Consider the following 25674-nt stretch of genomic DNA (forward strand, 5'->3'; position numbering starts at 1 on the left):
GATGTGTTGGTCAGGTGGTGAGGCAGAGACGCAGCGCGTCGTAGATGGCGGCATGGATGTTGCGGCTGGCGACGGCGTCGCCGATGCGGAACAGCTGGTAGGTACCGGCCGGGTTGGTGCGTACGTCCTGAGGTCGCCCGCTCAGCAGCGCATCGTGGTCGACCTCCCCGAGGTTCGTCGACTCGGCGACGAGGTCCATGTACAGCTCGTCGTTGGGGAGCGTGCCGTGCTCGACGACGACGTGGTCGACGATCCGGTCGACCGTGCTGCGGGTGTACTCGTTGCGCAGTGTCGCTGCGAGACGGCCGCCCTCGGCCTTGGCAACGGCGGTCAGCCGGTACGCGAGCGTGACGTCGACGCCGTGCTCGTCGAACGCCGCCAGGTACGCGGGCGAGTTCATACTCCCCACCAGGGGAGCCACGATTCGTTCGGGCGTGACGTACTCGACGTGCGCACCGCCTCGAGCGAGCATCTCCGTCGCGTCGAGGGCGGGCTCGGCGCCGTTGTCGTCGTACACGATGACCATGCCGGCGGGCCTGGCCGCGCCGTCCATGACGTCCCAGGTGTCGAGCACGAGGTCCTGTCCCTCGCCGAGGAACGTCCGGTTGGGGAGCCCGCCGGTCGCGACGATCACCAGGTCCGGACTCTCGGCGCGCACCTGCTCGGCATCCGCGTACACGCCGTACCGGAACTCAACGCCGGCGTGCTTCGCCTCCGCGACGCGCCAGTCGATGATGCCGATGAGGTCGCGTCGGCGGGGCGACGACGACGCGAGCAGCACCTGTCCGCCGGGCACATCGGCCGCTTCGAGGAGTACGACGTGGTGTCCGCGTTCGCCTAGTACGCGGGCCGCTTCCAATCCGGCGGGACCGGCGCCGACGACAACGGCCTTACGTGCTTGGGCTCTGGTCGGCTCGATGACATGCGTCAGCGTCTGCTCGCGGCCGGTGGCCGGGTTGTGGATGCACTTCGCGTCGCCGGACTCGTAGATGGCGTCGAGGCAGTAGTTCGCGCCCACACACGGCCGGATGCGCTCCTCGTCGCCGGACGCGAGCTTCGACACGAGGTACGGATCGGCGAGCTGCGGGCGCGTCATGCCGACCAGGTCGAGCAGTCCGTCGCGGATCGCGTGCCGGGCCGTTGCGACGTCGGAGATGCGTGACGCATGCATGACGGGGACGCTCACGGCGCGCCTGACCTCGCCCGCGAACTCGAGGAACGGTGCGGAGGGCGTACCCATCGACGGGATCACCTTGGCGAGCGTCGCGTCGCTCTCGATCGTCCCCTTGATGATGCTGAGGAAGTCGATGCCGTCGGCGACGTACGACTGGAGCGCCGCGAGTGCTTCGGTGAGCTCGAGGCCGTCGGGTCGGTCCTCGTCCATCGACATTCGAATGCCCACGACGAAGTCGGGCCCGACGGCCGCGCGTACCGCCTGGATCACCCGACGGGGGAAGGCCATCCGGTGCTCGAGCGCGCCGCCCAGCCCGTCGTCTCGCCGGTTCGTCGCCGGCGACAGGAACGCGTCGTGCAGATGGCCGTAGGACTGGATCTCGACTCCGTCGAGTCCGGCGTCGCGACAGCGTGTGGCGGCCTCGGCGTAGTGCCCGACGATCCGGTCGAGGTCCCAGTGCTCGGCGATCTTCGGGAATGCTCGGTGCGCGGGTTCCCGTAGTGCCGACGGGTAGACGACCGGGAGCCAGTCGCCGGCGTAGTTGCTCGTACGCCTGCCCAGGTGGGTGATCTGGGTCATCACGGCGGCGCCGTTCTCGTGCACGTCGTCGGCCAGCCGGCGAAGCCACGGGACGATGTCGTCGCGGTAGAGCTGCAGGTTTCCGAAGGCGGGCGGGCTGTCGGGGGAGACGATCGCGGATCCGCCGATCATGGTGAGGCCGACGCCGCCGCGCGCCTTCTCGCTGTGGTACAGCCGGTAGCGGTCCTTGGGGAGTCCGTCCTCGGCGTACGCGGGCTCGTGCGACGTGCTGACGACACGGTTGCGCAGGGTCAGCGACCTGAGCTGGAACGGCTCGAGCAGCGGATCGATGGCGCGCATGGCATCAGTGTGCGCGCGATGACTCCTGACGAATAGCAAACGTTTGGCAATGAATCCGTGCAAGGCGATTGCACAGTCGCCGCCGGTGCGGTCGACGGCTCGCCACTTCGGCTCGGTTCGTTGTCGGCTCTCCGCGCGTTGTGGCTGGGGAAAGACGCGGGCGACGGAGAAAGTGCCTACGGGTGGCGGTTTGCTTCCGGCAGACCCTTTCGGATGGTCTCGGGCCGTCGGGTCCACTGAGTATGGCAAACGGTCACTTTGCATGGGGTACACCCCATGCAAAGTGACCGTTTGCCATGCCCGCTGGTAACCGTGTGACGACGGAAGTCGGCAGCGTACGCGAGCCGAAGCGGCGGGATGCCGCCCGTATGCGAAAGTCCAGCCGCGAGACAACGCGGCCCGAAAGGTCGCTTCCGCGTCTTTCCCAGCCGAAGCGCACCGGACACCCACCCTCCTACTCCTCCCAGACGATCCCGACGTCCATCAGGCTCGGACGGTTGAATCCCCAGGCGATCTGGAGAGCCTGCGATTGGTCGTTGTGGATCCGGTGGCGCGTGCCGGCCGGGATGTAGAGCCCGGTGCCGGGTCTGCCCCGCAGCTGCTCGTCGCCGATCGTGAAGTCGGCCGAGCCCGTGATCACGTAGTACCACTCGTCGGCGTACGGATGGTGGTGGAGCAGGTGGACTTGTCCCGGGTCGAACCACGCGAGGCCGACCATGAGGTCGGTCGCGCCGGTCAGCTCGCGCGAGAACAGCTCGACCATGCGGCCCTGATCGCGCGGATCGCCCCCGGCGGCGATCCAGGCCTCGGCATTGGGGTCGGACAGGTCGACCATCGGATGCTCGTCGGCCGAGACGACCTGCCCGGTTCGCGTGTCTTCTTCTGACGTGGGTGTTCCGTGCTTGATGTCCATGACGTCAGTGTGAGCCGGGCGAATCCGAACGATAAGCGCACGTTTGACCACGCTTCCGTGCAAAATAGTTGCATGATCGACCGGAGGCTCCATGTGCTCCGTGTCCTCGCCGCACAGGGCACGGTGACAGCGGCCGCGGCCGCCCTCGACTACACGCCGTCGGCCGTGTCGCACCAGCTGCGCAGCCTTGCCCACGACCTCGGCGTCACCCTGCTCGAGCACGACGGGAGGGGCGTACGTCTGACTCCCGCCGCGCGCGTACTGCTCGAGCACACCGACGAGCTCTTCGAGCGGTGGGAGGCGATTCGCGGTGAGCTCGCGGCGGTCGACGAGGAGCGCTCCGGCACGCTGCGACTCTGTGGGTTCTCTACTGCGGCCGCGGCCCTGCTGCCGGAGCTGGCGGTGCGGGTGGTCGAACGCCATCCGCAATGCGCGGTGCACATCATCGAGGCCGACCCCGAGGAGTGCTTCGACCTTCTCGTTGCAGACAAGGCCGATCTCGGTGTCGTGGTTGCCACGTCGTCACTGCCCCCGCGATCCGATCCGCGGTTCGAGCAGCAGTCCTTGTTCGACGACCCGCTCGATCTGCTGGTACCGGTCGGCCATCCGCTCGCGGGGAAGGAGTCGGTCCCGCTGAGCGAGGCGGCCGACGAGCCGTGGATCCTGGACCGCCCCGGCCGACCGCATCGCCAGCTGGTGTTGACGGCCTGTGCTGCGGCGGGGTTCTCGCCTTCGGAGGCGCATCAGTCTGCCGAGTGGGACACGGGAGCCGCGCTCGTCGCCGCGGGTCTCGGCGTGGCGCTCGTGCCGCGTCTCGCGCGGCTGCCGGACGACTACCGGATCGCCCGGGTGCCTCTACGTGGCGATCCCACACCGTCGCGACATGTGCTCACCGGCGTACGCCGTGGCAGTCTCCGTCAACCGATCATCGCCGAGGCCCTCGCGGAGCTGCGCGAGATCGCCGATCGCTCCGGTGCGACCGCGTCCCGATAGCCGATTGGGTCACGATCCAGACAATTGTCGGGAGCGGTATGGGCATCCGGGCAGTTCCGGACCTGAGGGAATGTTAAGTTGCTGGTCGCGACATTGAGGGAGAACGGACACCCTGCGGGCCCCGTTCGGTGTCGTAGCCAAGGGCACCGGTGTCCGAGCCGGTGTCCGATTCCGCCGGAAGGTGTGACCGGACACGTGTCATTGATCGAGTTCGCGGACGTCTACAAGGTCTTCGGACGTCGACCGCAGCGCGCCGTGGAACGTCTCGAGAACGGCGAGGGTCGCGAGAAGCTGCGTGAGGAGGGCCTCACCGCGGCCGTGATCGATGCGTCGTTCAGCGTCGACAGCGGCGAGATCTTCGTCGTGATGGGTCTGTCCGGGTCCGGTAAGTCGACATTGATCCGGATGGCGAACGGCCTCTGGGAGCCGACCGCCGGCACCGTCGAGGTCGCGGGAGAGAACCTCACCAAGCTGAATCCGGCCGGTGTGCGAGAGGTACGCCGCGAGAAGATCAGCATGGTCTTCCAGCATTTTGCGCTATTGCCGCACCGTACGGTCGGCGAGAACGCCGCGTACGGACTGAAGATCCGCGGCATCAACCGGGCCGACCGCGAGCGTAGGGGCGAAGAGGCACTCGAGATGGTCGGCCTCGGCGGTTGGGGCAACTACCTCCCGGGCGAACTCTCGGGCGGCATGCGGCAACGCGTCGGCCTGGCGCGGGCACTCGCGGCGGAGACCGAGGTGATGCTGATGGACGAGGCGTTCAGCGCCCTCGACCCGTTGATCCGCCGCGAGATGCAGGACCAGTTGGTCGAGTTGCAAGACAAGCTGGACAAGACGATCCTGTTCATCACCCACGACCTCAACGAGGCGATGCGTCTCGGCGACCGGATCGCGATGATGCGCGATGGCCGGATCGTCCAGCAGGGCACGGCCGAGGACATCCTGAACGATCCTGCGACCGACTACGTCGCCCAGTTCATCCAAGATGTCGACCGTACGCGCGTACTCACCGCCGAGTCCGTGATGGAGAAGCCCGTGGCTGTTATCGGTCCCGAGCAGGGCCCCCGCGCGGCGCACAAGCTCATTCGCGAGAACCAGCTGTCCGCGGTGATGGTCGTCGACGCGTCTCGGAGGCTGCGGGGTGTGGTCACGGAGTCGGCGGCGGCCGATGGCGTTTCGGCGGGCCGTAACGACCTCACCGGCGTGATGGAGGGGGCGGCGACGGTCCCGCCCGACACGGCTGTAGCGGACCTGTTCGCAGCGTCGGCAGAGGCGACGGCGCCGCTCGCAGTGGTCGATGGTGACCAACGACTTCTCGGCGTGATCGCGCGGGTGACCTTGCTGAGTGCGCTCGGCAGCGTCGCACCCTCCAATGGAGACGCGACTCCTGAGCTTGCTACCGCAGGAGGCGAGGGCTGATGGCAACGGCAGCGGACTGGTGGGACGACCGAGTCGACGGCGTTCCACGGATTCCCGTCGGCGAGTGGGTCGAGGAGGCGAACGACTGGATCACCGAACATTTGGGCGACGCACTCGGCTGGTTCTCGGATCGGGTAGACAGCATCGTCACTGACCTCATCGACCTGCTCACGGCCCCTGAGCCACTGGTCATGGCAGCAGTGTTCGCCCTGCTGGCGTGGCTGGCCCGCGACTGGAAGCTGGGCATCGGCACCTTCCTCGGGATGGCCCTGATCATCTCGATGGAGCAATGGGATAATGCGATGAACACGCTCGCGTTGATCGTCGTCGCCGCGCTGATATGTCTGTTGATCGGCATCCCGCTTGGCATAATGGCCGCGCGCTGGGACGGGTTCAGCAGCGCGATACGGCCGATCTTGGACCTGATGCAGACCATGCCGGCCATGTTCTGGCTGATCCCGGCCGTCGTGCTGTTCAGCATCGGCATCCCCGCGGGCATCGTGGCCACGATCATCTTCGCGCTACCGCCCGGGGTTCGGCTCACCGAGCTCGGCATTCGTCAGGTCGATGCCGAGGTGGTCGAGGCCGGGCACGCGTTCGGTGCCACCCCGCGTCAGATATTGCGGGAGGTGCAGTTGCCGCTTGCTATGCCTACGGTGATGGCCGGCGTCAACCAAGTCATCATGCTGGCGTTGTCGATGGCGGTCATGGCGGGCTTCGTCGGCGCCGGAGGCCTCGGCGGCGAGGTCATCGCCGCGATCACCCAGATCCAGATCGGGCTCGGCTTCGAGGCAGGGTTCTCGGTGGTCATCCTCGCGATCTTCCTCGATCGGGTGACCGCGGCCGCTGGCAACACGAGCCCGGGCCGCGGTCGCATCCGCGAGCTGTACGGTCGCGTCGGCGGTCGGCGAACGGAGCGCGACACCGAGGACGTCGCAGAGGGCGCTGCCGAGCGAGAGGGTGCGCCCGTTTAGGCCCCGTTCACAACAATCGGGTCTCGGCCCACAACGATCGGATGAAGGTACAACGAACCGCCCTCGCGACGAGAGACGATAGCTCGGGGACGGATGATGCCGTGCGGGTGAGCTGCACGAACGAGAAGGGACGACCCATGAAAACGATGAACGTGCGAAGGAGACTCGTCGCGGCCGCGATGGCGCTCGGGCTCGTCACGGCGCTCGCCGCGTGCGGTGATGATGACAGTGATAGCGGCGGCTCAGGCGGCGGCAGCGGCGACAAGGACATCACCGTCGGCATCATCGAAGGGTGGACCGACTACACCTCGATGGGCTACATGTGGAAGAACCTCCTCGAGGCGGACGGCTACAACGTCGAGATCAAGTCGATTCCGGACAACGGTCCGATGTACGCCGCCGTCGCCAAGGGCGACATCGACATGATGGCGTCCGGCTGGCCGGAGGTGACCCAGAAGCAGTACTGGGACCAGTACCAGGATGATCTGGAGGATCTCGACACCTGGTACGACAACGCGAAGCTCACGCTGGCCGTGCCGACCTACACCGACATCGACTCGATCGACGAGCTCGCCGACAATGCCGACATGTTCGACAGTACGATCACCGGCATCGAGGCGGGCGCGGGTCTGACCGGCGTCGTCAAGGACTCCGTGATTCCGGAGTACGGCCTGGACGACTACGAACTGCAAACGTCGTCGACGACCGCGATGCTGGCCGAGCTGAAGAAGGCCACCGACGCCAAGGAAGACCTCCTGGTCACGTTGTGGCGTCCGTTCTGGGCCAACACGGCCTTCCCGGTCAAGGACCTGGAAGACCCGAAGGGTGCGCTCGGCGATCCGGAGGGGCTGCACGTCCTGGCTCGGTCCGGTTTCAGCGACGACTACCCGGAGATCGCCGACATGATCGGCAAGGCCAAGATGGACGACGAGCAGTACGGCTCGCTCGAGGACCTGGTCGCGAACAAGTACGCGGACGACCCGGCTAAGGCCATCGATGAATGGCTGAAGGCCAACCCGGACTGGGCGAAGACCCTTCAGGGCTGACTTCCTCTCACGCAGAAGGGCCCCGGCAAACGCCGGGGCCCTTGTGCTGTTCTGATCGGCAACTCACTGCGTCGTTGGCGCGGCCTGGTGTCGGATCTCCGGTAGCGCCGCGAGTCCCACGGCGACGGCGATCACGCCGACGACCCAGGACGTCCACGACGGTCCGTCGAGATCGGCGAAGCCGATCACCCAGGGGGAGATGAACGTGACGACGCCGAGTACGACATGTGCGGACTCGCCGCTCATCGACGTCGGCATGGCCAGTGACCACAGCGAAGCAATGACGAGCAGGGCACCGAGCACGATCATCGTGGCCATCGCCCCGTCGCTGGTACCTACCCAGATGGTCGCCAGGGCGAGGTAAGCCCCCGCGATGAGCGCGACCCAGTCCTGCCATCGGATCCAGGATTTCATGACAACCTCCAACACCTCAGAGGTCGATCGCCAACCAGTCGACCATTTAGTTTCAACACGCAACGGATATCCGGCTATTCCCCGGTCACCGCGCGTGACCCTCGACAGCGCCGGGCATGCCCCGCTGACGGACCGATAGGCTCTCCGGTTGTGATTGATTCCGCGCTGATCTACGTACTGATCGCCGTTGTCCTGCTGATCCTCGCCGTCGGCGCCCTGCTCTTCGTACGCGGGCGCGGGGGCACGGAGGCGCCGCCGGCCGAGCGGACGGCGCCGCGCGTCGAGGCCCCTCCGGCGAGCGCCGAACCTGCCGTGGTCGAGGAGGAGCCGGCCGCCCCGGAGCTCGAGAAGCCCGAACCAGCGGCTGGGCGGATGCAGCGCCTGCGTGCCCGGCTCGCGCGGTCGCAGGGCTCGCTCGGCCGCGGGCTGCTCGCGCTGATCGCGCGCGACAAGCTCGACGACGACACGTGGGACGAGATCGAAGACACCCTGATCGCCGCGGACGTCGGTGTCGAGCCGACCCAGGAGCTCGTCGAGCACCTTCGCACGCGGCTGCGAGTAGACGGGGTCAACGACCCGGAGCAGGCGCGCGGCATCCTGCGCGAGGAGCTCGTCTCGCTGGTCGACCCGTCGCTCGACCGTACGCTCAACGCCGGCGGCGCCGCCGGAGCGCCGGGCGTCGTGCTCGTGGTCGGCGTCAACGGCACCGGCAAGACGACGACCGTCGGCCGCATCGCGCGGGTTCTCGTAGCCGAGGAGCAGACCGTGCTGCTGGCGGCCGCCGACACGTTCCGGGCCGCCGCCGCCGACCAGCTGCAGACCTGGGGTGAGCGCGTCGGCTGCGAGACGGTACGCGGGCCCGAGGGCGGGGACCCGGCGAGCGTGGCGTTCGAGGCCGTCAAGCGCGGTAGCGACGAGGGCCTCGACACGGTCCTCGTCGACACGGCCGGCCGACTCCACACCAAGTCGGGGTTGATGGACGAGCTCGGCAAGGTCAAGCGGGTCATCGAGAAGCAGGCGCCGGTGTCCGAGGTGCTGCTGGTCATCGACGCGACGACCGGACAGAACGGACTCGTGCAGGCCCGGGTCTTCTCCGAGGTGGTCGACGTGACCGGCGTCGTACTCACCAAGCTCGACGGCACCGCGAAGGGCGGCATCGTGATCGCCGTCCAGCGCGAGCTCGGCGTACCCGTCAAGCTCGTCGGCCTGGGCGAGGGCGCCGACGACCTCGCGCCGTTCGTACCCGAGGACTTCGTCGACGCCCTCCTCGACTAACGCTGAGGAGAGGATCCTGGCCCCGTGAGGAGAGACTTCTGGCCGGGTCGCGCGACCACAATCCTCTCCTCACGGGGCCAGGATCCTCTCCTCACCGTTGGCGGAGGAACTGCTCCAGGATCGGGCCGGCGGTTCCCGATCCCGACTCGCCGTCCTCGACGAACACCGCGACCGCGAGGTCGCCCTGGAACGCGATCATCCATGCGTGCGTGTGCGTCGCGTCGCCGTACTCCGCCGTGCCCGTCTTCGCGCCGATCGGTTTACCCGGTAGGTCGGCGAGGAACGACCCGCTGCCGTCGCGTACGACGCCGAGCATCAGCTCGCGTAGCTGCTTCGCCTCTCCCTTGTCGAGCGGTACGTCGGGCGCTGCCTTCTCGGCCTGATGGCTCGTCACCAGGCTCGGTACGACCGTCTCGCCGCTCTCGACCGACGCTGCGACGACCGCCATCGCCATCGGCGACGCCTGCACCTTGCCCTGGCCGATCATCGATGCGGCGTGCTCGGTCGTCGGGGCATCGGACGGCACCGATCCGAAGTAGCTCGAGAACCCCGTGTCGTGGTCCTCGCCGAGCCCGAGCGACGCCGCCGCGTCGGCCAGCGCATCCTGCGGTACGTCGGCCTGCTCGCCGATCAGCGCCGTGTTGCACGACTGGGCGATGGCCGTACGCATGGGGATCTGCCCGAGCGCCGACGACGGGTAGTCGTCGTAGTTCTTGAACGACTTGCCGTTCACGTCGACCGTCGGGGAGCAGGTCAGCGTGTCGTCGGGGGAGTAGCCGTTGCGCAGCATCGCCAGGCTGGTCACGACCTTGAACGTCGAGCCCGGCGCGTACTGCCCGACGGTGGCGGTGGAGTAGCCCTCGCTGCCCGGCCCGCTGGCCGCCGCGAGGATGTCACCGCTCGACGGCTGGATGGCCACCAGCGCGCTCGGCGACGAGACATCGCTCAGGGCGTCCTCGGCGTCGGCTTGCGCATTGACGTCGAGCGTCGTCTTCAAGGGCTTGCCGGCCGTCGGCTTGGTCGCGTACAGCTTGCGGTCCTTGCCCGACTTACTCACCGCTTCGACGAGCAGGCCCTGCTGTCCGCGCAGCTGCTCGTCGTACCGCTGCTGCAGCCCCGAGAGTCCGGTGATGTCTCCCGGTGCGAGCTCACCGTCCGAATCCTTGATCAGCTCGGCCGTTGCCTCACCGACGGAGCCGAGAATCGGCTCCGCGAAGTCGCTCGTCGGCGCCAGGGACATCGTGTCGGCGATCTGGACAGCGCCCTTGATCCGCTCGTACGCCCCTGCGTCGACGTCGCGGGCGTCGACCTTGCGCAGCACGATCGCCTCGACGAACGCGTCGGGTCCGGCCGCCTTGGCCTCCGCGACGTAGCCGGCGACATCGATGTCGAGCAGCTGCGCGAGCTGCCTGGCCGACCCGGGCACCTGCGGCTTGTCCATGTGCAGCTTGTCGAGCCCCATGCGTACGACCGGGCGCTCCTTGACGATCGGCTGCCTGTTTCGGTCGAGGATCTCGCCGCGATCGGCAGTGTCTCCCGTGAGGCTCAGATGCTCGCCCTGCTTGAGGTCTGGCGCGATGAGCGCGCGATCCCACTCGGGCTGCCACTTGTCGCCGTCGCGTTGCAGCGTCGCCTCGGTCTCGTACGACCACTGCGCATCCGACCCGGACTCTCCCAGCGCCCACGACACGTCGAGTATCGCGGTCGCGGTATCGCCGTCCTCGCTGACGTCGCCGACCGAGACGTCGGGGGTGTAGTCGCCCATGCCGGACATGACGTTCTTGAAGTCCGCCTGCGCGTCGTCGCCCGATGTGCCGGAGAAGGTCAGGCTGCCGACATCGCCGTCGGAGACGGCGGTGGCGAGGCCTTCGGCCGCGGGCTTGGGGTCGGACTCGTCCGAGTCGTCGCTGCAGGCTGCCAGCCCGCCGACACAGGCGAGGAGAGCGCAAGCGACGGCCAGGGCACGTACGCGCGAATCTGAACGAAGCATGGCCGTAGTCAAGCAGGCCGGGCCAAGCGGCGAGACCCGGCCACACAGCGGCGACGCGCCGACACGCGGACGAAACACCGGCCCGGATCCGTCATCTGCCCGAAACATCGGCGGACGAGAACCGAAACGCCGCTACCCGACGATGAGGCCTATGCGCCGATCCGGACAGCGCGGTTCGCCCGGCGTCGATTCGAACTGCACGGAGGTCTCGCCTTCACCGCGCGACCTCTGAAACTGGAGGTTCCATGGATACCGGCCATGCCGCATGGGTACTGACCTCGGCTGCGCTCGTCTTGCTGATGACGCCGGGGCTTGCCTTGTTCTACGGGGGGATGACGCGGGCGAAGTCCGTGCTCAACATGATGATGATGTCGTTCGGCGTGCTCGCCGTCGTCCCCGTGGTGTACGTGCTGTGGGGCTGGTCGATGTCGTACGGCAGTGAGGACGTCGGCGGCCTGTTCGCCAACCCCTTCGAGCTGTTCGGCCTCGAGGGCGTTGCTGACGGCGACTACATCTCGATCGCGTTCCAGGTGACGTTCGCGATCATCACCACGGCACTGATCAGCGGTGCGATCGCCGATCGCGCGAGGTTCTCGACCTGGTTGGTGTTCGCCGCCGTCTGGGTGACGCTCGCGTACTTCCCGCTCGCGCACATGGTGTGGGGCGGCGGCCTGCTCAGTGCCGACGGGCCGTTCGCCGACATAGCGGCGCCGATCGACTACGCGGGCGGCACGGTCGTGCACATCAATGCGGGCGTCGCCGGCCTCGTACTCGCGCTGCTGATCGGTGTACGCAGGGGCTTCGGCAAGGAGCCGATGCGTCCGCACAACCTGCCGCTGACGATGCTGGGAGCCGGCCTGCTGTGGTTCGGCTGGTTCGGCTTCAACGTCGGGTCCTTCGTACCGTCTGCGACGGGCAACGCGTTCGCCGCGAACTTCGTCGGCGAAACCGGCCTGGTCTGGGTCAACACCACGGTGGCGACGTCGGCCGCGATGCTCGGCTGGCTGCTGCTGGAGAAGCTGCGCGACGGCAAGGCGACCAGCCTCGGCGCCGCATCGGGAATCGTCGCAGGACTCGTCGCGATCACCCCGGCGTGCGGCAGCCTGAGCCCGGTCGGCTCGATCGCCCTCGGTCTGGTGGCGGGCGTGCTGTGTGCGTTCGCGGTCGGGCTCAAGTACCGCTTCGGGTACGACGACTCGCTCGACGTCGTCGGAGTGCACCTGGTCGGCGGGCTCGTCGGCACGATAGGCATCGGCTTCCTCGCGCTGGACGGTGGCCTGCTGTACGGCGACGGCGGGCGCCAGCTCGCCGTCCAGGCCATCATCGCGCTGGTCGCCGTCGGGTTCTCCGCGGTCGTCACCCTGGTCGTCGGTGGCGCGCTGAAGCTCACCCTGGGCTGGCGCATCGATCCCGACGACGAGGCCGAGGGTATCGACGTGAGCGAGCACGGAGAGTCGGCGTACGACTTCGTCAGCGCCTCGGGGTCGCGGAGCGTGTCAGGTCCGTCGGCTAAGGTGACACAGCGGGCATCCGAAGGAGCGATCGTATGAAGCTCGTGACAGCAGTCATCAAACCGCACAAATGGGAAGACGTACGAGAGGCGCTGGAGACATTCGGCGTCAGCGGTATGACCGTCACAGAAGCCAGCGGCTACGGCCGACAGAAGGGGCACACCGAGGTCTACCGGGGGGCGGAGTACGACGTCGCCCTGGTGCCGAAGTTGCGCGTCGAGATCGCCGTCGAGGACGGCGAGGAGGATGACGTCGTCAACGTCGTGGTGAAGTCCGCCCAGACGGGCAAGATCGGCGACGGCAAGATCTGGGTCTCTCCGCTCGAGTCGGTCGTGCGTGTGCGTACCGGAGAGGTCGACGGAGAGGCGATCTGATCGAGCTGGTCCAGGAGCGTCCCGACCGAGCCGCTGCCCGGGTCGATCGGGCGCTTCGAATGGACGCGCGGTTGCGTGAGCTCTTCGACGCCGCCGCCACGAGCGCCGGGCTGTCGCCCGAGAACGGTTGCGGCCTGGCGCTCGTCGCGGTCGGCGGGTACGGGCGTTCCGAGCTGTCGCCGGCAAGTGACGTCGACGTCGTCCTCCTGCATGATCCGCGGATGCCGTCGGAGACGGTCGCGGCGGCGGCCGAGAAAGTCTGGTACCCGCTGTGGGACGACGGCGTGCTCCTCGACCACGCGGTGCGGAGCACGTCCGCGATGCACGACGCGGCCGTGGTCGACGTACGCACGGCGACGGGCATGCTCGACGCGCGGGGAGTCGCGGGAGACATCTCCTTGGTTCAGTCGCTGCGCTCGTCGGTGCTCGCCGCCTGGCGTCGCGATGCCAGGACGCGGCTGCCGGAGCTACGCGCCGCCTGCAACGCCCGGATCGACCGGGCGGGCTGGCTGGCGCACGCAGCCGTACCCGATCTCAAGGACTCGGGAGGGGGCCTGCGCGACGGGGTCGTGATGCGGGCGTTGGTGTCGACGTGGCTCATCGACGTACCGCGGCACGAGACCGAGCCGCTCCGGCGGTCGTTGCTCGACGTACGCGACGCCCTGCACGAGGTCACGGGGCGTCGTACCGACCGGCTGAGCCGTGACCTGATGCCTGACGTCGCGGCGGCGCTCGAGCTGGAGGCCGATGCTCTCGACCTGCACGTACGCGGCCTCGGCTGGCGTACGGCGCACCTGGCTCAGCTCGCGTGGCGACGCATCGACGGCGTACTCCGGCCGCACGCCAAACGCACCAGGTCGCCTACCGGGCCGAAGATCATCCGCCTCGACCAGGGCGTCGGCCTGCTCGAGGGCGAGGTGGTGCTCACCAGGGACGCGCGGCCGTCGCGTGACCCCGATCTGCCGCTGCGCGCCGCGGTTGCGGCTGCGACGCGGCGCCACATCCTGGCGCCCAGCGTCGCCGCGAGGTGCGCCCGCGACGGTCTCGTCGCGTCGACGCCGTGGCAGCGTACGACGCGCGACCTGATGGTGGGGCTGCTCGCGAGCGGTCCGGAGCTCGTTCCGGTCTGGGAGGAGCTCGACATCGCGGGCGTCGTCGACGGGTGGCTGCCGGAGTGGGGGGCGATCCGGCTGCGCGGTTCGTCATCGCCGGTTCACACGTACACGATCGACCGGCACAGCGTGCAGACGGCGGTCAACGCGTCCGGACTCGTACGCCAGGTGCGTCGACCCGACCTGCTCGTGGTCGCCGCGCTGCTGCACGACATCGGCAAGGGGCAGCGCGGCGACCACAGCGTCGTCGGTGCGCCGATCGCGCGTGACATCGCGTTGCGGTGGGGCTTCTCGGCGACCGACGCCGATCGCGTCGCGACCCTCGTACGCCGCCACCTGCTGCTCCCGACGGCGGCGACCCGACGCGATATCGAGGACCCGGCGACGGCCGAGCGGATCGCCGAGATCATCGGAGATCGCGAGACGCTCGACCTCCTCGCCGCCCTGACCGAGGCCGATGCGACCGCGACCGGGCCGACGGCGTGGACGAGCTGGCGGGCGGGACTCGTACGCGGGCTCGTCCGCAAGACCCACGAGGTGCTCGACGCGAGCACGGTCTCGCCCGACCCGGAGGAGTACTCGGGTTGGGAATTCGACCCGGTCGCCCTCGACGGGCGGCCCGTCGTCGTACGCCGGATCGACCACCACGCCGGTGCGCTGCTGTCCATCGTCGCCCCTGATCGTCCCGGCCTCCTCGCCGAGCTCGCCGCCGGTATGGCACTTGCGGGGCTGCGCGTGCGGTCGGCGCGTACGGGTGGCGACGACGTTGCGTCGACGCTGTGGGAGGTCGCCGGAGACGACGTCGACATCGGCCGCCTCGAGCCGCTGCTGCGCCGGGTGCTGGACGGCCAGGTCGACGTCGCGGACCGGCTCGGGTACGCCGCCGATCCGGACCGGCCCGTACCGGTCGTGACCGTGCTGCGCGACCAGTCGGCGACCTCGAGCCTGGTGGAGGTGCGCGCCGACGACGACCGGGGGCTGCTGTGGGTCTGCTGCCGGGTGATCGCGGGGCAGGGGCACACGATCCGCTCGACGCACGCGACGACCATCGGGCCGCAGGCCGACAACGTGTTCTACGTCGTGGGCGGCGACGGGGAGCCACTCGACGACGAAGCGATGGAGTCGCTCGCCACCGGCCTGCGTACGGCGCTCGGTGGCGGCTGAGCGCGTCACGTGCGACGCTTTGCACCTTGTGCGCGGCACCTGCCTGCCGCGACGAAGGGCGGAAGCGAGATGCGTACGTACTCGATGGTCATCGCCGGTGCTGTCGTTGTGCTGATCTCCGGACTGACCTCGTCGGCCTCCGCCGAGCACTCGAGCGCAGGTGCGCCGACCTGCCAGGGCGAGACCGCGACGATCGTCGTCGAGCACGGCGACGGGTCGACGAGCGGCACCGACGAGCGGGACGTGATCGTCGTGCGACCGCGCTGGCAGGGTCCCGAGGCGAAGGTGCACGCCGGGAAGGGCGACGACGTGATCTGCGGGTTCGGCGACCTGCACGGAGGGCCGGGCGAGGACTCGTTCGCGAACTCGTCGGATTCCTGTGTGCACGGTGGTCTGGGCGATGACCGGTCGTTCGGTGGCCGCGGACAGAACTGCATGGACGGCGGCCGGGGCGCCGACGTCATGCACGGCGATGCCGGGGGCGACGTCTTCTCGGGCGGCCTTGGCGACGACGTGTTCTACGGCGGCCCCGGTCGCGACCAGATCCTCGAGCGCGGCCCGCGCGATATCCGGATCGACCTGGCGCGTGGCGTCGCCAACGGTCGCGGGCACGATCGCCTGTACTCGGTACGCGATGCCGGAGTCGGCCCCGGGCGGAACGTGGTGGTCGGTACGGCGGGCGCAAACCTCATCAGCGCGCTCGGCGACGGCGACAATCGCTTCTACGCGCGAGGGGGTCGCGACCGGGTCTTCGGCGGTAGCGCCACGGATCGCATCTTCACGGGGCCGGGCCGCGACTTCGTCAAGAGCGGCGGCGGTGCGGACGTCGTCAGCGCCGGTCGGGGAGACGACCTGCTCAACGGAGGTCGTGGTGCCGACCGTGGCGACGGAGGCCCCGGCGACGATCGGTGCGTACGCATCGAGCAGCCCAGGCACTGCGAGGCCTGACCCGTCCGCCACTGGAGAGTTCGGTGCGAATTGCACTACGCGGGTGCCGTTCGATGGTGGAGTTCGCACCGAACTCTTCACATGCGCCCGCCCGCACGTACGTCTGCCGTGGGGTACGTACGCCCGAGCCGTTAGGCTGGACAGATGTGTGAGCCGCCGCGGCTCGCCACGACCGATGCGGCACCAGCCGCGCGACCACAAGGACCAACCCGTTGTTCGACACGCTGCAAGACCGGCTGCAGGCCACGTTCAAGAACCTCCGTGGCAAGGGCCGCCTCTCCGAGTCCGATATCGACGCGACCGCGCGCGAGATCAGGATCGCGCTGCTCGAGGCCGACGTCGCCCTCCCCGTGGTCAAGGAGTTCATTGCGGCGGTCAAGGAGCGCGCCCGCGGCGCGGAGGTCAGCCAGGCGCTGAACCCCGCCCAGCAGGTCATCAAGATCGTCAACGAGGAGCTCGTCGGCATCCTCGGCGGTGAGACCCGACGGTTGCAGTTCGCCAAGAGGCCGCCGACGGTCATCATGCTCGCCGGCCTCCAGGGCGCGGGCAAGACCACGCTCGCCGGCAAGCTCGGCCGCTGGCTCAAGGACCAAGGCAACTCTCCGATGCTCGTCGCCTCCGACCTGCAGCGTCCGAACGCCGTCAACCAGCTGCAGATCGTCGGCGAGCAGGCCGGTGTCACGGTGTTCGCGCCGGAGCCGGGCAACGGCGTCGGTGACCCGGTGAAGGTTGCCCGCGACTCGATCGACGAGGCCCGGCGTACGCTCCACGACGTCGTCATCGTCGACACCGCCGGCCGCCTCGGCATCGACGAGGAGCTGATGAAGCAGGCCGCGGACATCCGTGACGCGGTCAACCCCGACGAGACTCTGTTCGTCGTCGACGCGATGATCGGCCAGGACGCCGTCACGACCGCGCAGGCGTTCCTCGACGGCGTCGGCTTCAGCGGAGTCGTCCTCTCCAAGCTCGACGGCGACGCGCGCGGCGGCGCGGCCCTGTCGGTCGCCTCGGTCACCGGCAAGCAGGTGATGTTCGCGTCGAACGGCGAGAAGCTCACCGACTTCGACGTGTTCCACCCCGACCGGATGGCCTCGCGCATCCTCGACCTCGGCGACATGATGACGCTGATCGAGCAGGCCGAGAAGGCGTTCGACGCCGACGAGGCCGCGAAGGCCGCCGCCAAGCTGCAGGGCAAGAGCGGCGACTTCACCCTCGACGACTTCCTGCAGCAGATGCAGGCCGTACGCAAGATGGGCTCGATGTCGAAGATCTTCGGCATGTTGCCCGGTATGGGCCAGTTCAAGGACCAGATCGCCGACTTCGACGAGCGCGAGATCGACCGCATCCAGGCCATCATCTTGTCGATGACCCCCGCCGAGCGGGACAACCCGAAGGTGATCGACGGCTCCCGCCGGGCCCGCATCTCGAAGGGTTCCGGTACGCAGGTCAGCGACGTCAACAGCCTGGTCGACCGGTTCTTCGAGGCCCGCAAGATGATGCAGCAGATGGCCAAGGGCGGCGGCATGCCTGGGATGCCCGGCATGCCGGGCGTCGGCGGGGGCAAGCGCTCCAAGGGGCGCCAGCCGAAGAAGGTCAAGAGCAAGGGGCGCCGCGGGTCCGGCAACCCGGCCAAGCGGGCGGCGGACCAGAAGGCCGCGGCGAACAAGCAGCAGGAGGCGCCCGCAGAGTCACCGTTCGGTCTTCCCGCCGGGGCCGACAAGGACGCCGCGACCGACTTCGAGCTCCCCAAGGAGCTCCGCGACCTGCTCTAGTGGGCGTCGGGCGGCTTGGGTCGATGTGGCATCGGTCCAATAGGATTGGACCGATGCCACATCGACCCCGCGGTACGGTGCCCCCATGCCAGAACGCAACCGCACGCCCGCGCCGCTCGTCGTCGTGATGGGAGTTTCCGCCGTCGGCAAGACCACGGTTGGAGAGAAGCTCGCCGCGCGGTTCGGTGTCGAGTACGCCGATGCCGACGCATTCCACCCGCAGGCGAACATCGACAAGATGAGCGGCGGCGTACCCCTGACCGACGATGACCGCTGGCCGTGGTTGGCGGCGATCGGGAAGTGGCTGGACGAGCGGACGGATCTCGGTGGAGTGGTGAGCTGCTCCGCGCTCAAACGCGCGTACCGTGACGTTCTCGTCGATGCCGCTCCGTCCGTACGCTTCCTCCATCTCGACGGAGACTCGGACGTGATCCGGGCGCGGATCGCGCGCCGCAAGCACCACTTCATGCCGCCGTCGTTGATCGACTCGCAACTCGCCACGCTCGAACCGCTTGAGCCCGATGAGCCCGGCGCCGCGATCGACCTGACGATGACGCCCGACGCGATCGTGGACGAGTTCTTGGACACAACCGGGCGATCGCACTGAGCGACGACCTGCGCCGATCCGATGACCCTGTGTCCGCTGTCCGGCGGAGCGTAATCATGCGTACGCAAAATCATTAAACACGTTGACGATCTTCGGCAACCACGCGTAGCGTCGTTGGCAACTCGAGCCGAGGGGGCGAAGAGTGCACAGGCAGATTGCCGGTGTCCTCACGGGGCGCCGCACCAAGTGGATCGCGCTCGCCATCTGGATCATCGCGTTGATGGTCCTCGGACCACTGGCCGGCAAGTTCACCGGCGTACAGGACAACGAGACGTCGTCCTGGCTGCCGGAGAGCGCCGAGTCGACGAAGGTGCTCGACGAGTTCGACACGTTCGGCGATCCCGACGTCGTACCAGCGGTGATCGTGTACGAGCGGTCCGACGGCATCACGGCCGCGGACCGGCAGGTCGTAGAGGATCAGATGGCCGAGATCGCCGGCATCGAGCATGTGACCGGCGAGCCGGACGGCCCGATTCCGTCCGAGGACGGCCGGGCCCTGCAGGTGATCGCGCCGGTGGACATGGGCGACGGGGGATGGGACACCCTCGGCGAGGTCACACCCGAGATCCGCGAGGTGACGGGCCAGACGGGCGACGGGCTGTCGGCGTACGTCACGGGACCGGCGGGCGTCAGCGGTGACTTCGCGGACGTCTTCGACGGGATGGACGGCACGTTGCTGCTCGCCGCGGTGAGCGTCGCGGTGTTGCTGCTGTTGCTCACGTACCGGAGCCCGGTGCTCTGGCTGCTGCCGGTCGTCACCGCCGGCGTCGCGCTGATCAGTGCGCAAGGCGTGGTCTACCTGCTCGCGAACGCCGACGTGTTCACGGTCAATGCGCAGAGCGCTGGAATCCTTACTGTGTTGGTGTTCGGCGCCGGCACCGACTATGCCCTGCTGCTCGTCGCGCGCTACCGAGAAGAACTCCGTCGACACGAGGACCGCCACGTTGCGATGGCGCTGGCGCTGCATCGCGCCGGTCCGGCGGTGTTCGCCAGCGGTACGACCGTGCTGCTCGGCATGTTGTGCCTGGTGTTCGCGGAGCTCAACTCGACCGCAGGCATGGGGCCGGTGCTCGCCGTCGGAGTCGCGGTCGGGATGCTCGCGATGATGTCGCTGCTGCCGGCGCTGCTCGTGATCTTCGGGCGCTGGGTGTTCTGGCCGCTCATTCCTCGGTACGGATCGCCTGACCACACGGCCGACGGCATCTGGGCCAAGCTCGGGCGCACCATCTCCGTACGCCCGCGCGCCACCTGGATCGGCACCAGCCTGGTCCTCGGCGCGCTTGCTCTGGGCATGACTCAGCTCGACGCCGAGGGCCTCACGAATGAGGAAGCGCTCATCGACCGACCCGAGTCGATCGTCGGCCAAGAGGTCGTCGCGGAGCACTTCCCGGCGGGCGCCGGGCAGCCGGTGTACGTGATCGCGAATGCCGGGCAGGCCGACGCCGTCACCGAGGCCGTTTCGACAACGCCCGGCATCGCCGACGTCTCACCCGGTGGTGAGGCGGCCGGCCGGGTGCTGATCAGCGCCGAGCTCGACGTACCGGGCGACAGCGCGGCGGGGCGCGACGTCGTCGAGGACGTACGTGCCTCCGTGCACGCCGTCGACGGGGCCGACGCGATCGTGGGAGGCGACACGGCGGTCATCCTCGACACGCTCGACGCCGCAGCGAAGGACAACGTGTTGATCATCCCGATCGTGCTGGTCGTCGTCTTCGTCATCCTTGCGGTACTGCTGCGCGCGCTGATCGCGCCTCTGGTGTTGGTCGGCACGGTCGTGCTGTCGTTCGGGGCGTCGATGGGTGTCTGTGCACTGGTGTTCGAGCACGTCTTCGGCTTCGACGGCGCCGACGCAGGCTTCCCGCTGTTCGTCTTCGTGTTCCTTGTCGCGTTGGGGATCGACTACAACATCTTCCTGATGACGGGCGTACGTGAGGAGTCGTTGAAGTACGGCATGCGGCGCGGTGCCTTGATCGGGCTCGCGGCGACCGGGGGTGTCATCACCTCCGCCGGCCTGGTGCTGGCGGGTACGTTCGGCGCGATGCTCACCATGCCGATGGTGTTCATGGTCGAGCTCGGCTTCGCCGTTGCGTTCGGCGTCCTCCTCGACACGATCATCGTCCGGTCGGTGCTCGTCACCGCCCTGAACCTCGACATCGGTCGGCACATGTGGTGGCCGAGCGCATTGGGTGAGAAGGAGGACGTCGAGGAGACGCCGTCCGAGCCGTCCGAGGTCCTCGTCCGCTGACCCCAGGCGCGCTGGCCATGACGTACGAGCGCGACACACCGGCGTGTCGCCGCGCGTACGTCATGCCCAGCGGAGAGTTGCGTGCGGGCTGTGGACAACCCGACAGCTTGAGCGACGGGGCGGCACATTGCAGGTGTGAGAGACATCGGATACGTCCCCGACCTGACCAAGCGCGCGGCGGCGCTGCAGCGCGCGGGTGTCACCAAGTGGGCCCTGCGCGGGCCGGAGTACGAGAGTCCGTACCGCGGATTGCACCGCCCGGCGGGGATCGCGGCGGAGCAGCCGGCGACGCGGGTCGCCGACGCAATCGGGCTGATGACGGGCGGATGCGTGCTGACGGGGTGGGCATCGCGGTGGGTCCAGGGGCAGGCGTACTGCGGCGGCGTTCGCTATGGTGACGACCTCCCGGTGGTGATCCTCTGCGGGCCGGGAACCGATCTGCGTACGCGCCCCGGCATCCGCCCGAGTGACCGGCGCTACCTGCCGGGTGAGGTCGTCGACCTCGAGAGCTTCGCGGTGACGACCATGGCGCGGGCGACGTACGACGACATGCTCGATGCGCCGAACCCGACCGAGGCGCTGGTCGCGGTCGAGATGGCGACGAGCACGGTGATCGACCAGGCGTGCACGTCGCTGGACAACGTACGCGCGGTCTTCGATGCACATGTGAAGACGCGTGGTCGCGCACAGGCACGGTGGGCCCTCGCCCATGCGTCGACGCGGTCGGCGAGCCCGTGGGAGACGCGCACCCGGATGATCGCGACGCATGCCGTCGGGGTCGAGAACTGGCTGATCAACACGCCGATCTTCGATCTGCACGAACGGCTTCTCGGCATCCCCGACCTGCTCGATCCCGACACCGGCCTGGTGATCGAGTCCGACGGCGCCGACCATCGCAAGATCGAGATGCACAACGCCGACAACGTGCGCGGGGAGGGCCTTCGAGACCATGCGCTCGAAGTCGTGCGGATCGGATCCGCCCAACACTCCCGCGAGGAGCGGGCGCGGACCGAGGAGCGGATCAGGAACGGCCGGGATCGTCCGAACCCGAACCGCCCACGGCTCTGGACGACCGAGAAGCCGGCGTGGTGGACGGACTGGCCACCCGGCCGCCGTTGGGACTGAACGCCCGCTGGGCGTGACGTTCGAGTGCGACACTCCGGTGTGTCGCCGCGCGAACGTCACGCCCAGCGGGGCTGTGGCTAGGCGCCGGTATGTACCACCGGCTCGGGCTCGGACCGTGCTGCCGTCATCGCGGTGATCTTCTCGCCCTCGATGTCGACGTTCGGCACGATCCGGTCCAGCCAGCGCGGCATCCACCAGGCCGACTTGCCCATCAGGGCGAGCAGCGACGGCAGGATGACCATGCGCACGATGAACGCATCGAAGAAGACGGCTGCGGCGAGCGCGAAGCCCATCGACTTCGCCGTGACGTCCTCCTCCATCATGAAGGCGCTGAAGACCGAGATCATGATGACCGCGGCCGATACGACCACGCGCGCGCCGTGGTGATAGCCCCTCATCATCGCCTGGAGTGGCGCCTGGCCGTGGACATACTCCTCCCGCATTCGGGTCACGGTGAAGACGGTGTAGTCCATCGCCAGGCCGAACACGAGCCCGATCAGCATGATCGGCATGAAGCTGACGATCGGTCTCGGGTCGTCGATCAGGCCGAACGCGCCTTCTTGGAAGATGACCACCGTCGCCCCGAACGTCGCCGCGACGGACAGCAGGAACCCGAGTGCGGCGGTCAGCGGTATGAGCACCGACCGGAAGACGACGATCAGCAGGATGAACGCCGCGCCCGCCACCAGTGCCATGTACGGCACGATCGAACCGAGCATCACGTCGTCGACGTCGGCATAGATCGCGGTCGTACCGGTGACGCCGTACTCGATGCCGTACTCGGAGCTCAGGCCGTCCTCGGCATCCCGGACCTCCTTGACGAGGTCCTTGGTGTCCTGGTTGTTCGGCCCGGACTTCGGTACGCCTTGGAACACCGCCCCGGCGCCGTCCTTGCTCTCCATCGGGCCGACGACGTAGTCCATGTCGTCGTGCGACTCGAGCTCGGTACGCGTCGCGTCGAGTGCCTCCTTGCGCTGGTCCTCGGGTACGTCGGAGAGGTCTGCGGCAACCTGCAGCACGCCGTTGCTGCCCTCGCCGAATCCGTCGGTGCGGATGTCGTACGCCTTGCGAATCGTGGAGTCCGTCGGCATGCTCTCGTCGCCCGGCAGGCCCAGGCTGAGGTTCAGCGCGGGGATCGACAGCGCACCGAGTACGACGATGCCGAGCACCAGCGTGAGTGCCGGCATCCGCCCGATAAGGCGAGCGACGCGCATGCCGTTCGTGACGGAGGTGTCGTCCTCCGGGTCGTGCTGCGCGACGATCGGCAGCTTCGGCTTGAACAACGCCTTGCCGAACATGCCGAGGATCGCCGGCATCAGCGTCAGCGCCACGATGACCGCGAATGCTGCGGCAAGTGCGCCGCCGAGACCCATGAACGTAAGGAACCTGACTCCGACGATGCTAAGGCCACCGAGCGCGATGATGACGGTGAGGCCGGCGAAGACGACCGCCGATCCGGCGGTGCCGAGTGCGCGCCCGGCCGCCTCCTCACGCGTCGGTGCGACATGCAGCTCGTGCTTGTAGCGCGACACGATGAAGAGCGCATAGTCGATCGACAGCGCGATTCCGATCATCGACGCGAGGAACGTGGTGAAGCTCGGGATCGAGGTGACCGACGTGCCCAGCATGATCATCACCGACGCCATGCCGGTGCCGACGATCGCGGTGATGATGGGTACGAACGCCGCGATCAGCGCACCGAACGCGATGATCATCACGATCAGCGCGACACCCATGCCGATCAACTCGGCGGACCCGCCGGGAGCCTGCTCCTCCATCGCGAGCGAACCGCTCATCTCCACCTGGAGGCCGGCGTCACGGGCGCTGTCGGCGGCGTCGTACGCGGCGTCGCGGTCGGCCTCGGTGACGTCCTGCCACTCGGCGATCGTGAACTCCGTCTCGAGGACCGCGACCGTGTCGGGGCTGTCCTCGTTGAGCACGTTCAGCGGCGCGCCGCTGCAGGTCTGCTGCAGCTGCTCGCCCTCGGCGCCGCCGAGGCAGCCCATCTGCTCCGCGGTGTCGACGGGGTTCTGCAGCGGCTGCTTGTGGTCGACGATGTCGAGCTTGTTCAGGTTCGCGACCAGGTCGTCGACGGCGGCCTTGTTGTCGGGATCGGTGAGCTTCTCACCCTCGGGTGCGGCGATGACATACGTGCCGGTCACCGCGTCGAAGTCGAACTCCTGGGACATGCCCGGGAAGTGCTCGTCCATGATGTCGGTGGCGCGCTCGGACGGCAGGTTGGGCATCGAGAAGTCGTCCTCCATCGGCTGCGAGACCGCAGCCGCGGTGGCGCCGAGCCCGAGGAACACCAGGATCCAGATGGGGAGGACTATCCATTTGCGTCGGAAGGCAAATTTGCCGAACCGATAGAGCAAGACCGACACGGGGACTCCTTGAAAGCGATACGGAAAGTGCGAAAACGTCTGTGGTGGTTGCCAAGTGACCGTCGAAGACCGTGGGTGACGGGTGCGTCACCGCGACGGCGCGAGCGGGTCGCGCGGTAGCGAAGGCTGCCGCTGCGAATGGCGGGACTGAGTCGGCGTTTGGTTGGCCCGAGATCGCTTGACGCACGTCGTGGACATACGTCGATGCGCCGGTATGAGCCCAGCGTCCTGCTTGTACACGTGTTCCCCCCTCAGAGACGCGCTCGTGCGCGAAATCGACGGTACTCTGCGGCCCATCGATCGTCAAACTAGTTAATGATTCCGAACGTGCACACTTTGCGTGTCCGCGTCGTCGACGCAGCGTGCTGATCGCGTCGTGATCACGATGGTCGAACGGCTTGGTTTCGCGCCGGTTTCATGCCGGTTGCACGCGGCCGTCGAGCTGCCGACGAGAACCCTCCGGTCAGAGGCCGACGATCGAGGTGAGGAGCGTACGAAGCTCGACGTCACCGCGCTCGCCGAGCCGCTCGGTCATCCGCGCCTGCACCGTCTCGACCAGCTCGACAGCGTCCGAGAGGCACCAGCGGCCCGACTCGGTGAGGCTCAGGTCGTACGACCGGCGGTCGGACGTGACGCGAGCGCGGCGTACGAGGCCGTTGCGCTCGAGATCGTCGATCGCCCAGAGCACCGTCGGTGCACTGACCCCGAGCACGTCGGCGACGTGCTGCTGCGTGCACGGGCCGTCGCGGTCGATGACCGACATGACGCCGAAGTCGCGTGGCTCGATACCCAGCGGCTTCAGCAGGTCGATCGCGTCGCCGCGCAGCTGGAGGTGCGCGACGCTCACCAGGTAGCCGGTGTGGTCACGCAGCGTCGGGAACGTCGCCAGGGCGTCCTCCGGGACGAGCGTCCGGAGCAGCTCGTTGAGCCGCGCATGGTCCGGCGCGCTCAGATGTGCGGTGAGGATGACCTCGGCGTCGGTCAGCTCGCGCAGGAGCTCCTTCAGCCGAAGCCGTCCGGCGTCGGTGATGGTCAGGGCGTACGCGCGCCGGTCGGCCGGGTTGCGGTCGCGTACGAGGTAGCCCTCCGACTCCAGCGCCTCGGCCAGCTTGACCATGACGGTTCGGTTGGTCTGCATCCGGTCGGCCACGGCACCCTGCGACATCGGCCCGTGGCTGTCGAGGATCGTGAGCACGCCGACGTCGCGCATGTTCGCATCGTCGTCGAGCGAGGTGCGGGCGAAGTCCAGTGTGCGGGCGTACGCGCGCCGCAGCAGGAACCCGGTGAGCGACGACAGCGCGGGCGCACGAGAAGCAATCTCCCGACGCGGCTGAGTCACGCGCCGAGCGTAC

Annotated in this window: 19 protein-coding genes; 13 read left to right on the forward strand and 6 right to left on the reverse strand. The window is 68.2% G+C overall.

Translation table 11 applies throughout. The features are described from left to right. Positions 1 to 10 precede the first annotated feature (10 nt). A complete protein-coding gene (locus L0C25_RS17915; RefSeq protein WP_271633082.1) occupies positions 11 to 2053 on the reverse strand; it encodes an oxidoreductase in 2043 nt (680 codons plus the stop codon). A gap of 454 nt (positions 2054 to 2507) precedes the next feature. Beyond that, on the reverse strand, positions 2508 to 2966 hold the full coding sequence (locus L0C25_RS17920; RefSeq protein ID WP_271633083.1) for a cupin domain-containing protein: 459 nt from the start codon (positions 2964 to 2966) through the stop codon (positions 2508 to 2510). A gap of 72 nt (positions 2967 to 3038) precedes the next feature. On the opposite strand from L0C25_RS17920, the gene L0C25_RS17925 reads away from it, so the two are divergent. The 4 genes from L0C25_RS17925 to L0C25_RS17940 all read left to right on the forward strand — a co-directional run bounded on the left by L0C25_RS17925 (position 3039) and on the right by L0C25_RS17940 (position 7401). After that, complete coding sequence (locus L0C25_RS17925; RefSeq protein WP_271633084.1) at positions 3039 to 3959, forward strand: LysR family transcriptional regulator; 921 nt, start codon at positions 3039 to 3041, stop codon at positions 3957 to 3959. 195 nt (positions 3960 to 4154) lie between these two features. Then, positions 4155 to 5381, forward strand: coding sequence for a quaternary amine ABC transporter ATP-binding protein (locus L0C25_RS17930; RefSeq protein WP_271633085.1), 1227 nt, complete (start codon positions 4155 to 4157; stop codon positions 5379 to 5381). After that, positions 5381 to 6355, forward strand: a complete 975-nt coding sequence (locus L0C25_RS17935) for an ABC transporter permease (protein ID WP_271633086.1) — start codon at positions 5381 to 5383, stop codon at positions 6353 to 6355. The genes L0C25_RS17930 and L0C25_RS17935 overlap by 1 nt, the downstream gene beginning before the upstream one ends. Positions 6356 to 6492: 137 nt before the next feature. Beyond that, complete coding sequence (locus L0C25_RS17940) at positions 6493 to 7401, forward strand: glycine betaine ABC transporter substrate-binding protein (RefSeq protein ID WP_271633087.1); 909 nt, start codon at positions 6493 to 6495, stop codon at positions 7399 to 7401. Positions 7402 to 7464: 63 nt separating this feature from the next. On the opposite strand, the gene L0C25_RS17945 is transcribed toward L0C25_RS17940, so the two are convergent. Beyond that, positions 7465 to 7815 (reverse strand): SPW repeat domain-containing protein, encoded by a 351-nt coding sequence (locus L0C25_RS17945; protein WP_271633088.1) that lies wholly within the window; start codon positions 7813 to 7815, stop codon positions 7465 to 7467. Positions 7816 to 7968: 153 nt separating this feature from the next. Between L0C25_RS17945 and ftsY the strand changes: the two genes are divergently transcribed. Next, a complete protein-coding gene (gene ftsY, locus L0C25_RS17950; protein ID WP_271636856.1) occupies positions 7969 to 9090 on the forward strand; it encodes a signal recognition particle-docking protein FtsY in 1122 nt (373 codons plus the stop codon). Between the two features lie 91 nt (positions 9091 to 9181). Here ftsY and L0C25_RS17955 read toward each other — a convergent pair whose 3' ends face one another. Further along, on the reverse strand, positions 9182 to 11080 hold the full coding sequence (locus L0C25_RS17955; RefSeq protein ID WP_271633089.1) for a penicillin-binding transpeptidase domain-containing protein: 1899 nt from the start codon (positions 11078 to 11080) through the stop codon (positions 9182 to 9184). A gap of 245 nt (positions 11081 to 11325) precedes the next feature. On the opposite strand from L0C25_RS17955, the gene L0C25_RS17960 reads away from it, so the two are divergent. The 8 genes from L0C25_RS17960 (at position 11326) to L0C25_RS17995 (ending at position 21938) form a co-directional block, all read left to right on the forward strand. Further along, positions 11326 to 12630, forward strand: a complete 1305-nt coding sequence (locus tag L0C25_RS17960) for an ammonium transporter (RefSeq protein WP_271633090.1) — start codon at positions 11326 to 11328, stop codon at positions 12628 to 12630. After that, positions 12627 to 12965: a P-II family nitrogen regulator gene (locus tag L0C25_RS17965; protein ID WP_271633091.1), complete on the forward strand. Its 339-nt coding sequence runs from the start codon at positions 12627 to 12629 to the stop codon at positions 12963 to 12965. Before L0C25_RS17960 ends, L0C25_RS17965 begins: the two co-directional genes overlap by 4 nt. 5 nt (positions 12966 to 12970) lie before the next feature. Then, entirely contained in the window at positions 12971 to 15241 is a 2271-nt protein-coding gene (locus tag L0C25_RS17970) for a [protein-PII] uridylyltransferase (RefSeq protein WP_271636857.1), read from the forward strand. 69 nt (positions 15242 to 15310) lie between these two features. Continuing rightward, positions 15311 to 16189 carry a calcium-binding protein gene (locus L0C25_RS17975; protein WP_271633093.1) on the forward strand — a complete coding sequence of 293 codons (879 nt, stop codon included), beginning with the start codon at positions 15311 to 15313 and terminating at the stop codon, positions 16187 to 16189. 212 nt (positions 16190 to 16401) lie between these two features. Next, positions 16402 to 17961, forward strand: a complete 1560-nt coding sequence (gene ffh / locus L0C25_RS17980) for a signal recognition particle protein (protein ID WP_271633094.1) — start codon at positions 16402 to 16404, stop codon at positions 17959 to 17961. A gap of 85 nt (positions 17962 to 18046) precedes the next feature. Beyond that, a complete protein-coding gene (locus tag L0C25_RS17985) occupies positions 18047 to 18568 on the forward strand; it encodes a gluconokinase (RefSeq protein ID WP_271633095.1) in 522 nt (173 codons plus the stop codon). Positions 18569 to 18710: 142 nt separating this feature from the next. Continuing rightward, a complete protein-coding gene (locus tag L0C25_RS17990) occupies positions 18711 to 20813 on the forward strand; it encodes an MMPL family transporter (protein WP_271633096.1) in 2103 nt (700 codons plus the stop codon). Positions 20814 to 20948: 135 nt separating this feature from the next. Next, positions 20949 to 21938: a hypothetical protein gene (locus L0C25_RS17995; protein WP_271633097.1), complete on the forward strand. Its 990-nt coding sequence runs from the start codon at positions 20949 to 20951 to the stop codon at positions 21936 to 21938. A 77-nt stretch (positions 21939 to 22015) separates the two neighbouring features. Here the strand turns inward: L0C25_RS17995 and L0C25_RS18000 are convergent, their stop codons facing one another. Together L0C25_RS18000 and L0C25_RS18005 are read right to left on the reverse strand one after the other, a co-directional pair. Then, a complete protein-coding gene (locus L0C25_RS18000; protein ID WP_271633098.1) occupies positions 22016 to 24322 on the reverse strand; it encodes an MMPL family transporter in 2307 nt (768 codons plus the stop codon). A 463-nt stretch (positions 24323 to 24785) separates the two neighbouring features. Then, the gene (locus tag L0C25_RS18005; RefSeq protein WP_271633099.1) at positions 24786 to 25661 is read right to left on the reverse strand and encodes a MarR family winged helix-turn-helix transcriptional regulator; all 876 of its coding nucleotides are present in this window, start codon (positions 25659 to 25661) and stop codon (positions 24786 to 24788) included. Positions 25662 to 25674 lie beyond the last annotated feature (13 nt).

Origin of the sequence: Solicola gregarius, from assembly GCF_025790165.1 — a bacterium.
GTDB classification, from domain to species: Bacteria; Actinomycetota; Actinomycetes; order Propionibacteriales; family Nocardioidaceae; genus Solicola; species Solicola gregarius.

What these genes read in the sequence shown, in the direction of transcription:
- L0C25_RS17915 (WP_271633082.1), bottom strand. Translation starts at nt 2,053, where the DNA reads ATGCGCGCCATCGATCCGCTGCTCGAGCCGTTCCAGCTCAGGTCGCTG.
- L0C25_RS17920 (WP_271633083.1), bottom strand. Translation starts at nt 2,966, where the DNA reads ATGGACATCAAGCACGGAACACCCACGTCAGAAGAAGACACGCGAACC.
- L0C25_RS17925 (WP_271633084.1), top strand. Translation starts at nt 3,039, where the DNA reads ATGATCGACCGGAGGCTCCATGTGCTCCGTGTCCTCGCCGCACAGGGC.
- L0C25_RS17935 (WP_271633086.1), top strand. Translation starts at nt 5,381, where the DNA reads ATGGCAACGGCAGCGGACTGGTGGGACGACCGAGTCGACGGCGTTCCA.
- L0C25_RS17940 (WP_271633087.1), top strand. Translation starts at nt 6,493, where the DNA reads ATGAAAACGATGAACGTGCGAAGGAGACTCGTCGCGGCCGCGATGGCG.
- L0C25_RS17945 (WP_271633088.1), bottom strand. Translation starts at nt 7,815, where the DNA reads ATGAAATCCTGGATCCGATGGCAGGACTGGGTCGCGCTCATCGCGGGG.
- L0C25_RS17955 (WP_271633089.1), bottom strand. Translation starts at nt 11,080, where the DNA reads ATGCTTCGTTCAGATTCGCGCGTACGTGCCCTGGCCGTCGCTTGCGCT.
- L0C25_RS17960 (WP_271633090.1), top strand. Translation starts at nt 11,326, where the DNA reads ATGGATACCGGCCATGCCGCATGGGTACTGACCTCGGCTGCGCTCGTC.
- L0C25_RS17965 (WP_271633091.1), top strand. Translation starts at nt 12,627, where the DNA reads ATGAAGCTCGTGACAGCAGTCATCAAACCGCACAAATGGGAAGACGTA.
- L0C25_RS17975 (WP_271633093.1), top strand. Translation starts at nt 15,311, where the DNA reads ATGCGTACGTACTCGATGGTCATCGCCGGTGCTGTCGTTGTGCTGATC.
- L0C25_RS17985 (WP_271633095.1), top strand. Translation starts at nt 18,047, where the DNA reads ATGCCAGAACGCAACCGCACGCCCGCGCCGCTCGTCGTCGTGATGGGA.